The sequence below is a fragment of the Nonlabens xiamenensis genome (assembly GCF_003865345.1).
In the GTDB taxonomy this organism is placed as follows: domain Bacteria; phylum Bacteroidota; class Bacteroidia; order Flavobacteriales; family Flavobacteriaceae; genus Nonlabens; species Nonlabens xiamenensis.
Genome location: NZ_RMVE01000004.1, coordinates 50080 through 64110, shown reverse-complemented (window position 1 = coordinate 64110; position 14031 = coordinate 50080). Strand labels below are relative to the sequence as shown.

The 14031-nt window shown below is 40.8% G+C and carries 13 protein-coding genes; 10 read left to right on the top strand and 3 right to left on the bottom strand.

The features are described from left to right. Positions 1-129: 129 nt before the first annotated feature. From EGM47_RS11225 to EGM47_RS11190, 8 genes are read left to right on the top strand one after another with little or no spacing between them, the layout of a single operon-like run. Positions 130-1563: a glycosyltransferase family protein gene (locus tag EGM47_RS11225; RefSeq protein WP_124980916.1), complete on the top strand. Its 1434-nt coding sequence runs from the start codon at positions 130-132 to the stop codon at positions 1561-1563. A gap of 6 nt (positions 1564-1569) precedes the next feature. Continuing rightward, entirely contained in the window at positions 1570-2268 is a 699-nt protein-coding gene (locus EGM47_RS11220; RefSeq protein ID WP_124980915.1) for a sulfotransferase family protein, read from the top strand. Between the two features lie 22 nt (positions 2269-2290). Beyond that, the gene (locus tag EGM47_RS11215; protein ID WP_124980914.1) at positions 2291-3430 is read left to right on the top strand and encodes a glycosyltransferase family 4 protein; all 1140 of its coding nucleotides are present in this window, start codon (positions 2291-2293) and stop codon (positions 3428-3430) included. Continuing rightward, positions 3430-4920, top strand: coding sequence for a glycosyltransferase family 2 protein (locus tag EGM47_RS11210; protein WP_124980913.1), 1491 nt, complete (start codon positions 3430-3432; stop codon positions 4918-4920). Before EGM47_RS11215 ends, EGM47_RS11210 begins: the two co-directional genes overlap by 1 nt. Then, complete coding sequence (locus tag EGM47_RS11205) at positions 4917-5954, top strand: exostosin domain-containing protein (RefSeq protein WP_124980912.1); 1038 nt, start codon at positions 4917-4919, stop codon at positions 5952-5954. The genes EGM47_RS11210 and EGM47_RS11205 overlap by 4 nt, the downstream gene beginning before the upstream one ends. Next, the gene (locus EGM47_RS11200) at positions 5951-6967 is read left to right on the top strand and encodes a glycosyltransferase family 2 protein (protein WP_124980911.1); all 1017 of its coding nucleotides are present in this window, start codon (positions 5951-5953) and stop codon (positions 6965-6967) included. Before EGM47_RS11205 ends, EGM47_RS11200 begins: the two co-directional genes overlap by 4 nt. 4 nt (positions 6968-6971) lie before the next feature. Next, the gene (locus EGM47_RS11195; protein WP_240642432.1) at positions 6972-7817 is read left to right on the top strand and encodes a class I SAM-dependent methyltransferase; all 846 of its coding nucleotides are present in this window, start codon (positions 6972-6974) and stop codon (positions 7815-7817) included. Further along, complete coding sequence (locus EGM47_RS11190; protein WP_240642431.1) at positions 7818-8966, top strand: glycosyltransferase family 4 protein; 1149 nt, start codon at positions 7818-7820, stop codon at positions 8964-8966. It abuts the gene before it with no gap. Between the two features lie 46 nt (positions 8967-9012). On the opposite strand, the gene EGM47_RS11185 is transcribed toward EGM47_RS11190, so the two are convergent. The 3 genes from EGM47_RS11185 to EGM47_RS11175 are packed head-to-tail and all read right to left on the bottom strand — an operon-like array spanning position 9013 to position 11177. Then, the gene (locus tag EGM47_RS11185; protein WP_124980909.1) at positions 9013-9366 is read right to left on the bottom strand and encodes a carboxymuconolactone decarboxylase family protein; all 354 of its coding nucleotides are present in this window, start codon (positions 9364-9366) and stop codon (positions 9013-9015) included. Between the two features lie 4 nt (positions 9367-9370). Beyond that, a complete protein-coding gene (tatC, locus tag EGM47_RS11180) occupies positions 9371-10210 on the bottom strand; it encodes a twin-arginine translocase subunit TatC (protein WP_124980908.1) in 840 nt (279 codons plus the stop codon). A 1-nt stretch (position 10211) separates the two neighbouring features. Beyond that, entirely contained in the window at positions 10212-11177 is a 966-nt protein-coding gene (locus tag EGM47_RS11175; protein ID WP_124980907.1) for a KpsF/GutQ family sugar-phosphate isomerase, read from the bottom strand. Between the two features lie 86 nt (positions 11178-11263). On the opposite strand from EGM47_RS11175, the gene recQ reads away from it, so the two are divergent. Both recQ and EGM47_RS11165 read left to right on the top strand, forming a co-directional pair. Beyond that, on the top strand, positions 11264-13456 hold the full coding sequence (gene recQ / locus EGM47_RS11170; RefSeq protein WP_124980906.1) for a DNA helicase RecQ: 2193 nt from the start codon (positions 11264-11266) through the stop codon (positions 13454-13456). 178 nt (positions 13457-13634) lie between these two features. Beyond that, positions 13635-14000, top strand: a complete 366-nt coding sequence (locus EGM47_RS11165) for a hypothetical protein (RefSeq protein WP_124980905.1) — start codon at positions 13635-13637, stop codon at positions 13998-14000. Positions 14001-14031 lie beyond the last annotated feature (31 nt).

Genomic DNA, 14031 nt, shown 5'->3' with positions numbered 1-14031 from the left:
CAGCGCCTGTACAGAGTTTGCCGAAGTACTCAGCATAACATAAGTAGGTAGTCTAGAAAAATAGAAATCATTCATTATCTTCTTCAAATGATCTGAATAAAATATCTTCGCAACCCGTAAAATTTGGTAATGCCTAAACATCAGAACAAAACGCCCAAAATATTTATACTTTTTCCAGATGGTGTTGGTTTACGCAACTTTGCATTTACCGATTTTAAAAAGGTAGGGGAGTCGCAGGGTTTTGATATCACTTATTGGAACAACAGTGTTTTTGATTTGGAAAAGGAGTTTGGGTATTCGCAACTCATGATTCCCACCACCAAAATCCATCCCAAAACTCCAGTCATCAATCACGCAAGGAAACGGGTGGAGTTAGCGCTTTCGCGAAAGCGGTTCCAAGACGATGTATATCCTACCTACCGATTCCCTTTGCGCTGGAATAACCTTAAAAACATAGCTAAATCTGCTTTTGTGAAATTTCATGAAAGGTTCAGCAGTCATCCTAAAGGTTGGCAACAACTGATGGATCAAATGAATGCGGCAGAACGCAGTACTGATCGATATAAGTTACTAAAAGCACAGTTGGAGAAACATCGTCCGGATCTAGTTTTTTGTACTACTCAGCGCGCTACACAAGGAATCGCACCCATTCTGGCGGCACGAGACTTGGGGATCCCTACAGCTTGTTGGATTTATAGTTGGGATAATTTACCTAAAGGTATGACCACCATCGAGACCGACTACTATTTTGTTTGGTCCGATTTGATGAAAGAGCAACTGCTGCAATACTATCCTAAAGTAAAAGAAGATCAAATTTTTGTCACAGGGACGCCACAATTTGAACCCCATTATGACGAAAGTCTGATCGTATCGCGTGCCGATTTTTGCTCCCAATATGGACTAGACCCTAAGAGAACCTACGTCTGCTTTTCAGGCGATGACATGACCACATCGCCTCTCGACCAGTATTATCTGGAGGATACAGCAGCAGCAGTGCGCCGACTTAATCAAGAGGGGATGAATCTGGGAATTATATTCCGTCAGGTGCCGGTAGATCATAGCGGTAGGTACGATCAGGTGTTGGAAGCATATGCCGATCTGATCACACCCATTAAACCTTTATGGAAACCCATGGGTGAGCAGTGGAACCAGATCATGCCCACCAAAGAGGACTTTGCTTTATTGGTCAATACCTGTCATCATTCTGCATTAGTGGTCAATATCTGTAGCAGCATGGTGTTTGATTTTGTGATACACAATAAGCCGACGATATACCCCAACTATGAGCAACCACAATTAAAGAAAGGTATACGGGATATTGGGCAGAATTATAAATATGTGCATTTTAGAACCATGCCTAAAGATGCTGTGGTTTGGGCTTATGAAAAAGAAGATATCTATCAGGGAATAAAAGATCTAATAAAGCATAAGGAGAATCCAGTGCCTGTTTGCCATCAATGGTACGGTGTTATCAATCATCCTGAAAGGCCAGATCACGCCAGTGAAAGGATCTGGGATGGGATAGGTGAAATATTGAGAATGAATTCGCTCAAAATCAATTAATTTCCCATGTCATACTTTCCAGAAATTCAAAGAGCACAAGTAGATGCTTTAAAGCCTTCCTCCTATTTCTTAAAAGGTCTTAAGAGAAGGTTTTTTGATGCGCCCAAGCAAAAAGTTTTTGTGATTGGATTACACAAAACAGGTACCACGTCTCTCGGAAAAGCTTTACAAAGACTCGGTTATAGAGTTTGTGGGAGTCATAAAACTGCTTATGACTATGTCAATGTAGAGCAGGATGTAAGGGACTATCTGATGGATCGCGCCGAAGATCATTTTAAAGAATTCAATGCTTTTCAAGATACGCCGTGGTTTTTACTTTATAAAAATTTATACGAAAGATTTCCTAATGCCAAATTTATTCTGACTCTGCGCGATAGGGAAAGCTGGTTGCGTAGCGCGCAGTCGCATTTTAAGAAACATCCTTTTCCTTTCCACGATATATTATACGCCAATCATAATCCTGTTGAGCATCCAGCTATATATAGAGAGGTATTTGATACTCATAATGAGAATGTGCTTGATTTTTTTAAGGATAAAGGTCAACTCTTGTCGTTCAGAGTCGGGCATGACGGCTACGAGGCTCTTACTGATTTTTTGGAGACATCATCAATAAACGAACCCTTTCCGCATGCCAATAAGAAATCCAGTCGCAATCAATGGATCACTAAACTGAAAAAGAGGCTCAAACAAATTTGGTATCAGTAAATTTGTACCAATAGATGGCATCATGCATATAGCTTTTCTTACTCCAGAATATCCACATGAACGTATTGGTCACTCTGGCGGGATGGGTACCAGTATTAGCAATTTGGCCAAGGCCTTGACAAGCCAAAATGTACAAGTAACCGTTTTTGTGTACAGTCAGAAAGAAAGTGTGGTTTTCCAAGACCATGGTATTACTTTTCATTTGATTGCACATAAAAATTTTAAACTCGGTGGCTTTTATCGATACAGAAAATATATTGAAAAATATATCAACCGTTTTGCAGCCGACTTTGATCTTATTGAGGCGCCAGACTGGACGGGTATTACTGCATTTATGCGTTTTGATGTACCGCTTGTGATTCGTTGTCACGGTAGTGATACTTATTTTTGCCATATCGAACAACGCGCACAGAAATGGAAAAATCAATATTTTGAGCGTCGTGCCATGAAAGCTGCAGACGCGTTTATAGCACCAACCCATTTTGCAGGAACCACTACAATGGATCTCTTTAACCTCCCACAGGATCAACTTCAGGTCATTCCTTATGGACTGGAGCTAGAACAATTTGTAAACCTGAATCCAGAGCAATATGAACCTTTAAGTTTACTCAACATAGGGACCTTGATCAGGAAAAAAGGGGTGTTTCAACTGGTAGCTATGTTCAACAAGCTGGTGTTAACTTATGAAAATGCGCAATTGCATTTAATTGGTGGCGATAGCGGCGATGTTCAAACAGGTGCATCTTCTACCTGGACATTGATCCAGCATGAACTTTCAGAACAGGCTTTAAAAAACACAACTTATCACGGTAAAGTGCCTTATAACCAAGTTCAAGAAAAAATTAAGAAAGCACATGTATGTTTGTTTCCGTCCTTGGCAGAAACCTTGGGTATGGTAACAATAGAAAGTATGGCATTGCACAAAGCCGTTGTCAATACCAGCATTGGATGGGCACAAGACTTGATCAATGATGGTGAAGATGGATTTCTAAGACATCCTAACCATATCAATGAATGGGTGCATAAAATTACCGACCTATTTGAGAATCCACAGGAAGTGCAACGTATAGGAGCCGCAGCGGTAAAACGTACGCACGAGGATTTTGACATTCAAAAAATCGTACACCAGAATATAGATTTTTATAAATCACTCATCAAATAATGATTTGTCTTAAGTTTTGTAATCCACATACGGCTTTAGCTTTGGATGCTGAAGGCAAGACCATTAGCTTGAAGGCTGTCTTGCCAATACAACAACTTTTTGAATTAGCACGACGCCATCCAGATCGTTGGTTGGGGTGGTATTCAGAAGGTGATGATGTGAACTGGGACGATTTGCTGTCTCAGGCAAGTACTTGTTACACCATGCTAAGTACAGGTAAAGCACCTGATTTTATTTACGATGGTTATGATTACCTTGAAGATTCTCCTTACCTCAATTACCAGCCAGAACAATGGTATTCCACATGGGTTATGAGTGCTGATACGGGAATGATTCATGCATCAGTTTTAAACGCCATCGAGAATTTCCCGACTGGCAAAAATTTTGAGTACGATCTAAATTTATTGTCCAGATCCCTTTATAAGCAAGGTTTGTTTTGTTATTCCAAATTGAGACCCATTCAAAAATTGCAAGTGAATAACAAGCTGACTTACCGCTTTGCGGCAACCATATTAAAAAAGAAATGGTTGGGCTTTTTGTTGTTGAGTCATTTGGTTTACGAAAAGCGTTTCCCGCTGTTATCTTTCGCGAAAGCTTTAGTCTTTAATATCCAGCCTATTACTGCCAACTTATTGACAGTACAGTCTGTAAAAAAGGCAGGAAGGCAGATCAATACCGATTATGAGGTCGTTATCCCTACCATGGGACGTGCCTCATATTTAAAAGACGTATTATCTGATTTAAAGGCACAGCACATCCTGCCAAAAAAAATCATTATCATTGAACAAAACGCTGATCGTCACGCCAAATCTGAGCTGGGGTACCTTAAAGAGGACTGGGGGTTTGAGATAGAACACCACTTTATTCATCAAACCGGTGCTTGTAATGCTAGAAATCTAGCTTTTAATTATGTTAGCGCTCCGTGGGTTTTACTTTTTGACGACGATATAAGATTCAAATCAACTTTGATGTCGGAGGTGTTTGATGCGCTAGAGCGCACTGGTGCCAGTGTGATCAATATGGCTTGCTTGCAAGAACACGATCAGGAACATCAGCTTACCTTTAAGCAGTGGCCTTACTTCGGCTCAGGTTGCTCCATGCTCCGTGCCGAAATTATTAAAGAACAGCATTTTGATATGGCTTTAGAGCACGGTTATGGAGAAGATGTTGATTTTGGTATGCAAATTAGAAATTCGGGTCACGATATTATCTATGCCCCGCAGATACAACTCAAACACCTAAAAGCACCAATTGGCGGATTTAGAAAGCCTCATACATTTGCTTGGAGTGACGATTTGGTTCAGCCCAAACCATCTCCCCAAATCATGTATTTTAGAAAAAAGAATTATGCTGCGAAGCAACTCAAAGGTTATAAATTGATGCAACTGTTTAAAACATATGGCAAATTAGGGACTTACAACCCTTATAAGCATTTCGTCATTTTTAAAAAACGTTGGAACTTGAGTGCATCTTATGCTGCTAGTTTATGATCAAGATTTTCACCTATCGAGATTTACTTACGCCAGGCAACAGGAGGCGTGTGCATCCTTTACTTTTTGATTTGCACTATAATGAAAATCCCCATCCTTCAGTCCAAGAACATTTTGAAATAGAAGATGATGCTCAAAAAGCCGACTTTTTCATTTTTCCAATTGATTATTCTGCCACTAAAGAAGTAGAAATAAGAGAGGCCTTTGATACAATTTACCAAGAATCGATTGGTCTAGGTAAAAAAATAATGGTCTACACCGGTGGAGATTATGGTTTCACTTTTAATGATGACCATATCATTACATGGCGCAATGCTGGTTTTAAAAGTTCTAATGATACCCAAACCATCATACTGCCTTCATTTATCGACGACCCAATTGATCGAGAAGGCTTCGTATTTAAAATACACAAATATCAACCTGAACCACATATTGCATTTACAGGCTATGCCAATGCGGGTTGGAGCGAGCAACTTCTTTTTACCAGTAGTTTTATAAAAAGATGGTTGTTCAGCAAATGGGGACACCGGTTAAAAGATGTGAGTCCATTATACAATGCTGCCAAAAAGAGATTTTATTTCCTTAAAGACTTAGAGCAGGATGACCGCATTCAAACCGAATTTATTTATCGCGATAAATACAGAGCTGGTGTATCGACTTTAGAAGAAAGAGAACAATCTACAGAGGACTTTTTTAATAATCTTAATGCTGCGCCTTACACTTTTTGCCTTCGAGGAACCGGAAATTTTTCGGTGCGGTTTTATGAGTCTTTGGCGTGTGGGCGTATTCCTGTATTGATTGATACCGATGTACATTTACCTCTTGATGAAGAGATTGACTGGGATCGACACATTTGTCGCGTGCAACCCGAAGATAATGTGGCAGATCAACTGATCAAATATCATCAATCTCATACTTCGGCGTCTTTTGAAAAACTTCAAGAGTCCAACCGCCATTTGTACCTGCATTACTTGGTGCGCCACAAGTATTGGAGATATGTAAAACAAATCCTTAAATCCATAGCTGAATCGTGAGACTATCTCTTATCATCTGCACTTATATGCGGCCTGAAGCCCTATCGAGACTCTTGGACTCTGTGATGACTCAAACTCAGGTGCCCAATCAAATACTGATTATTGACGGTTCTGTAAATCAATCGACTGCCTTGCGCTTTCGCGAAAGCGATATCCCTCAACTTCAGTATCACCAAGTGCCGCCAGAATATAGAGGCTTGACCAAGCAACGCAACTATGGTATTGAAAAAGTAACTGATGATATCGATATTGTAGCATTTTTAGATGACGATACCATTTTGTCTACCCATTATTTTGAACAATTGTTAGATACCTACACCAAATATCCAAAGGCGTTTGGTGTGGGTGGTTATATTACTAATGAGGTAGCTTGGGAACGGGTAAATCAGGAAAAACAGGACGACTTCGATCATTTTTATTTTGATGGTTACAGGCGTAAAGAAAGCAGTAGATATAAACTGAGAAGGCGACTGGGCTTGACCCAAAATACGCCGCCAGCCGTGTATCCGACTTTTGGGCATGGCAGGTCAGTTAGTTTTTTACCGCCATCAGGTAAAATTTATAAAGTAGATCAACTTATGGGAGGTGTTTCTTCTTTCCCTATAGCGGTGCTACGTGAGCATAAATTCTCAGAGTATTTTGAGGGGTATGGATTATATGAGGATGCCGACTTTACCTTACGGCTGTCGAAAATAGGTGATTTATACGTGAACACAGCTGCTCAATTAGAACACCACCACGAAGATGCTGGTCGACCCAACCAATTTGCATACGGCAAAATGGTGGTCCGCAATGGATGGTACGTATGGCGGGTCAAATTTCCTGATCCAGACCTGAAAGATCAAATAAAATGGTATCTCATTACCATAATTTTATGTGCTGTAAGATTTATCAATATCTTTACTACCTCAAAGAAAAAAGAATCGTTTACGGAGGTCATGGGGAGAGTGGTAGGAATACTTAGCCTTCTTTTTAATAGACCAAAAATCGAATCGGACGGACCATCGATATAAAATAGTGAACAATTCAGACCTAATGACCGTGGCAGATAATAAAGAGAAAATTTTAAAGACTAACGAGCGTCAAAAGGAATTCTATAATTCGGATGCCGTTGCTAAAAAAAACCTTCCTTCTAGGATATGGTCGAAAATTCGTAATGGGGTATTGAATGACTATAGAAAGCAATTCGATATCACTAATCGCGTGTACGATCAACACAAGTTGTGGTTAGGTGATTTGTCTGATAAAAAAGTACTTGATTTGGGGTGTCTTAGAGGTAATGCACTTTCTTTATACCTGGCCTCAAATTCAAAAAAATATATCGGAATTGACCTAAGTGATAAAGCTATAGGAGAATTACAGACCAAAATTGACGGTGTAAAAACCAATGATGCGCAGGCCATTGCGGTAGACTTCCTTTCTGACGACTTTGCAGAAACAGATTTTGATATCATATACGCCTATGGAGTATTACATCATTTTGAAGATTTTGATCTGTTGATATCGAGGCTCAAAGAAAAATTAAAACCTGAGGGTATTGTTATTTCCTACGACCCTCTAGAAACCAGTGTGCCTATTAAATTATTGAGATCTGCATATCGGCCTTTTCAAAGTGATAAAGATTGGGAATGGCCATTTACCAAAACGGTATTGCGCAAGCTTAAAAATAATTTTGTCATTTTAGACCAAAAAGGAATTCTGGGTAGTAGCAAATATGGTCTTGCTTATAACTTTTTGCCACTTAGTGGGGCATTTAAAACGTCAAAAATTCAGAAGCTTATAGAGAAAGACTGGAACCCTAAAAAAGATAAAGACGTGTATAAATGTATGCATCTTACAATGATGTTTCAAAATAAGTCTTGATTGAAATTACTCGTAATTACTGATGCCCATTTGGTGATCCAAAACGGTCAAAAGGTCGCCTATGCGCCGTATGTCAAGGAGATGGATTTATGGATGAACCACGTCAGCCATATTACTTTTCTGTGTCCAGATAAAATCAGTACCCCACTTCTTGCTCAAGCATTTAAGAGACAGGACTTCAAGCAAATTGGTTTAAGGCGTTTGGAGTTTCATCGTTTTTCATCGGTTGTACTCTCTTTGCTTAGTCTTCCTTTTCAAACTTTTCAATTATGCAATGCGATGCGTAAAGCAGATCATATCCACCTAAGATGTCCGGGTAACTTAGCGCTATTGGCAAGCATGATTCAAATCTTTTTTCCGCGAAAGCAAAAAACGGTAAAATATGCAGGCAATTGGGATCCACAATCGACTCAACCCTTTGCCTACAAATGGCAAAAAGCTATTCTTTCAAATCCACGACTTTCTAAAAACATACAAATTCTCGTCTACGGCGCTTGGCCAGATCAATCCAAAAATGTATTGCCATTTTTTACAGCTTCGTACCATCGTACTCAAATTCAATCGCCCTATGAACGACTATGGGACGGACCTATTTATGCTGTATTTGTCGGTACGCTAAGTCCTAATAAACGACCTCTGGAGCTGCTAGAAATAGCTGCAGAACTCATAAAAAAGGGAATAGATTTTCATCTGCATTTTTATGGAAATGGGAAACTCTATACCGCCCTCGAACAGAGAGTAACCGCACTAGGCTTGGAAAATCGCGTACGACTCCATGGAAATGTAGGTCAGGATGAACTGATCAAGGCTTATCAAAAAGCACATTTCTCTTTTCTACTTTCAAAAAGTGAAGGTTGGCCCAAAGCGGTGGCCGAAGCCATGTTTTGGGGCTGTATACCTGTAGCTACCCCAGTTAGTTGCGTGCCGTGGATGCTGGACTTTGACAAAGAGTCAAAAAAAGCTTCCAGAGGTATGCTGATTTCTAATCTTGATCAAGCCGCTCCAATCATAAAGTCCATGCTGGACCAGCCGGAAGTATTGGAAAAAATGTCCCAAAATGCCGCCGAGTGGAGCCAACAATACACTATGGAAGACTTTGAAGAAGCAATTGTCAAAGTACTCCAACAACCCAAGGATTCAGCATTGTGAATTAAGGATGCAGCATTCTTAATTCTGCATTATGCAATTCCCAGGATCATTCCTCTGTCTGCGCTTCTACTGCGTCCCAGTACTCATACGCACGTCGCAAATGGGGTATGACTATCGTTCCACCCACCAATGTGGCGATAGATAGTGCTTCCACTACTTCGCTTTTTGTTAGTCCAGCTTTGTGGCTGGCTTCCAAGTGGTATTTGACACAGTCGTCACAGCGCAATACTGTACTGGCGACAAGCCCTAATAGTTCTTTGGTTTTTTTATCCAAAGCTCCTTCGGTAAAAGCATTGGTGTCCAGATTAAAGATGCGCTTCAGGATTTTGTTGTTGTCCTCAAGAATGGCATCATTCATTTTTGCCCGGTAGGCATTAAAATCTTCTACTAAATTACTCATAGCATTAGGGGGAAGCTATCTTCCTTTTTCGTTTTTCTTCTTTTTTCAATACAATCCTGGAGATCAGGATACTGATTTCGTATAAAATTAATACAGGGATGGCCACAATGATTTGACTGGCCACATCTGGCGGAGTGATTACGGCCGCTACAATTAATACGATAACTAAGGCAAATTTTCTGTTTTTGCGTAGTCCTTCTGGAGTCGCCAAGCCAATTTTGGTCAGGAAATAAATGATAATGGGCAACTCAAACAATAATCCAGAAGCCAATACTGATGCTCTTATATAGGCGATATAGCTAGATAAGCTAGGTTGAGTGGCTACCTCAGAACTCAGGTCATAGGTGACCATAAAATGAACCGACATAGGGGCAATCACGTAATAGCCAAAGACTACACCGATAAAGAATAGGGCAGAGGAGATCAAAATAAATCCGCTGCTGTATTTTTTCTCATTGGACTTTAACCCAGGGGAGATAAACTTCCAGAATTGATACAATACCCAAGGAAAAGCAATGACAAAACCTACCGTAATTGATGTCCAGATATGTGCCGAAAATAAGTCGGACATCTCCCTGGACTGGATGATAAAATTAAAGTTAGGGTCGCAAAATTCACTTTCAATACCTACCCATCTACCCAGCTGACAGAAATAGCGATAGGTGATAAAATCGGGTCTTTTAGGACCGAAAATAAGGGTGTCAAAAATAAAGCTCTTGGCCAGAAAGGCGATAATCGCTCCTGCCAAGACCCCTAAAATGGATCTAATCAGGCACCACCTCAATTCTTCCACATGATCTAGGAAGGACATATTATTGGGATCAGCTTTTTTTCTCATTGCCATATTACACAATACCTTCTCTGACCAGGTCGTGGATATGAACAACGCCCGCATATCCTCGATCATCCACTGCAATTAACTGAGTGATGTTCATCTCTTCCATCTTTTCTCTGGCTTGGATGGCCATTGCCTCGGCGGCAATTGTTTTGGGTTGGTGGCTCATAATATCTACTGCGGTCAGGCTGTCAATATCTTTACCGCTAGACAGCATTCGTCGTAAATCTCCGTCGGTAATAATTCCTTTCGGCTGATTGGCTTCTGTGACTACCGTCATCCCCAACATGTTCTGGGTAATATTGACGATTACTTCCCTCAATGAGGTTTGCGCATTCACTTCGGGTTTTTTGTTTTGGGCAATTAGATCACTCACCCTGAGATATAATTTTTTGCCCAGTGAACCGCCAGGGTGGTATTTGGCAAAATCTTTATCTGTAAAGCCTTTTAATTCCAATAGACTTACCGCCAGGGCATCTCCTAATACCAACTGTACCGTTGTACTCGTGGTAGGTGCCAACCCATTGGGGCAGGCTTCTTCCTCGATGGGAGCCAGTAATACAAAGTCGGCTTCCTGCCCGAGGAAGGACTCTTTATTGCTGGTAATGGCGATCAATTTGTTTTCAAAATTCTTGATCAATGGCACCAGGACTTTGATTTCAGGAGTATTTCCACTTTTTGATAGACAAATGACCACATCATTTTGCTGTACGATGCCTAGATCTCCGTGAATTGCATCAGCCGCATGCATGAAAATTGCTGGTGTTCCAGTCGAGTTCATGGTGGCAACGATCTTTTGGGCGATGATGGCACTTTTGCCTATACCAGTCACAATGACCCTGCCCTGGGAATCGTGAATATGTAATACCGCTTTCGCGAAAACTTCATCCAAGCCATCTATCAGTCTTGTAACTGCTTGTGATTCAATTTGTATGGTTCTTTTGGCAACCGCTAAAACCTTGCTTTCCTGCTCCAAAGATGATATCGTTTAACTAGAATTTGTGAAAATGGAATTATATCGTAAATTTAGCTAACAAAGATAAACAAAAACGCAGCAGCCGCATGGCAGATACGCATAATGGATTAGAGGAAAGCCTTAAGAAATATTTTGGGTTTGGACAGTTTAGGGGATTGCAGAAACAGGTGATTACCTCTTTGTTGAATAAGGAAGATGTGTTTGTTATCATGCCTACTGGTGGTGGTAAATCACTCTGCTACCAGCTACCGGCTTTGATGCAGGAAGGTACAGCCATTGTGGTTTCTCCTTTGATCGCTTTGATGAAAAATCAGGTGGATGCCATTCGCGGTGTCTCTGATAATGATGGTGTAGCCCACGTGTTGAATTCATCCTTATCAAAAAGTGATGTCCAGCGTGTCAAGGATGATATTACCAATGGTATTACTAAACTGCTCTATGTCGCTCCAGAATCCCTGACAAAGGAAGAATACGTAGATTTCCTTAAAGAACAGAACATTTCGTTCCTGGCGGTCGATGAAGCGCATTGTATCAGCGAGTGGGGACATGATTTCAGGCCTGAATACCGTAATTTACGTCGCATCATCGATAGAATAGGTGGTGATATTCCGATCATTGGCCTTACCGCTACGGCAACTCCAAAAGTACAGGAAGATATTCTGAAAAACCTTCAGATTCCAGATGCTACCACTTTCAAAGCTTCTTTCAATCGACCAAATTTGTTTTATGAGGTACGTCCCAAAACTGCTCAGGTAGATGCTGATATTACCAGGTTTATCAAACAGAATGAAGGTAAATCTGGGATTGTGTATTGTCTTTCGCGTAAGCGGGTAGAAGAACTGGCACAGGTCCTTCAAGTCAACGGAATCAAGGCCGTTCCTTATCACGCAGGTTTAGACGCAAAAACAAGAGTGAAACACCAAGATATGTTCCTGATGGAGGATACGGATGTAGTGGTGGCGACGATTGCATTTGGGATGGGAATAGACAAACCAGATGTGCGTTTTGTCATCCATCATGACATTCCTAAAAGTATTGAATCCTATTACCAGGAAACTGGTCGAGCCGGAAGAGATGGGGGCGAGGGGCATTGTTTGGCCTACTATTCTTATAAAGATATCGAGAAACTGGAAAAATTTATGTCGGGTAAACCTATCGCCGAGCAGGAAATCGGTCATGCCTTGCTTCAAGAAATGGTGGGATATGCAGAGACCAGTATGAGTCGTAGACAATATATCCTGCACTATTTTGGAGAATCCTTTGACCCTCAAACCGGCGAGGGTGGCGATATGGATGATAACATGCGCAACCCCAAACCACAACGGGAGGCGGTCGATGATGTTAAAAAACTGATTCAGTTGATTGACGCTGCGGGCGAGCGCTATAAATCCAAGGATATTGTCAATATTCTCATGGGGAAAAATAATGCCATGATCTCTAGTCATAAACTGGATCAGCATGACTTTTTTGGGAGCGGTAAAAATCGAGACAAAGCGTACTGGACGGCACTGATCCGACAAGTCCTGGTGGCCAGATTGATCAAAAAAGACATTGAATCTTATGGTACATTAAAGGTCTTACCCGCCGGTGAGGAATTCGTAAAATCTGGTAAGAGCTTTATGATGAGTGATGACCACACCTACAGCGAAGAATCGGATAAGATCGTAGGGAACAGTAAAGGTGGAGCGACTGATGCTCAACTGGTCAAATTGCTCAAGGAATTACGTAAGAAAGTGGCGAGCCAAAAAAATGTACCTCCCTATGTGGTATTTCAAGATCCTTCTTTGGATGATATGGCTACCAAATATCCAATCACAATGGACGAGATGTCCAATATACACGGCGTGGGTGAAGGGAAAGCTAGAAAATTTGGAACCAAATTTATCGAGCTGATCGCCAAATACGTGGAGGAAAATGATATCACTCGTCCAGATGACCTCGTGATCAAAAGCACCGGTAGCAAATCAGGTAACAAGCTATATTTTATTACCAGCATAGATCGTAAACTGAGTTTTGATGACATGGCCAGTGCCAAAGGTATGGACATGGATCAATTGATCGATGAATTAGAAAGTATTGTGTATAGCGGAACCAAACTCAATATAGGTTATTGGGTGGATGAGATGCTAGATGATGATCAACAAGAAGAGCTTCACGAGTATTTTCTGGAGTCTGAAACTGATAAGATCAAAGAGGCTTTTGATGAATTTGATGGGGACTATGAAGAGGAGGAACTACGCCTTTATCGACTCAAATTTATCAGCGAAATGGCCAACTGATCAGATCGGTCTTTTGCTCTTTCAGTTTCACCTGTCATTTGATGACTTGGCCTTACTGGTTCTTTCGTTCATTCGGTTCAATAGTCTTCACTAGAGCAAGACCATTTACCCAAAAAGAATAGTTTAATTATTTTTCCAACTTTTTTTCATCTCTATTTTCAAATCATTTAACGCAGTTATGGTGGATCAAAAATCTGACATCAAAGAACAAATTGAATATTACGCGCAACAAATAGCTGATGGGAATATGGATATGTCCCAGATGCGCAAAACACTCAAAGATCAGGGACAGTCAGAGGACGATATCCAACATATCGTCAGACGAGTGGATAAAAGAACAGTGCGCATCACCGAGCTTAAAGGCTTAAAGTCTCGTGGTCGCGGACTCTTTATTGGCGGAATTCTAGTTATCATTTTTACTTTGGTCGTGCTAACTGTCTCTTTTTTTAAGAGCGAAGGTCGTATTTATTTGTGGACGTTTGCACCCTTGCTAATCGGTCTGGGATTGATGATGTACGGTCGCAATGATATGAATAGATACTGAAAACTGAGCTCTTCACCTGAACCAGAAAGAA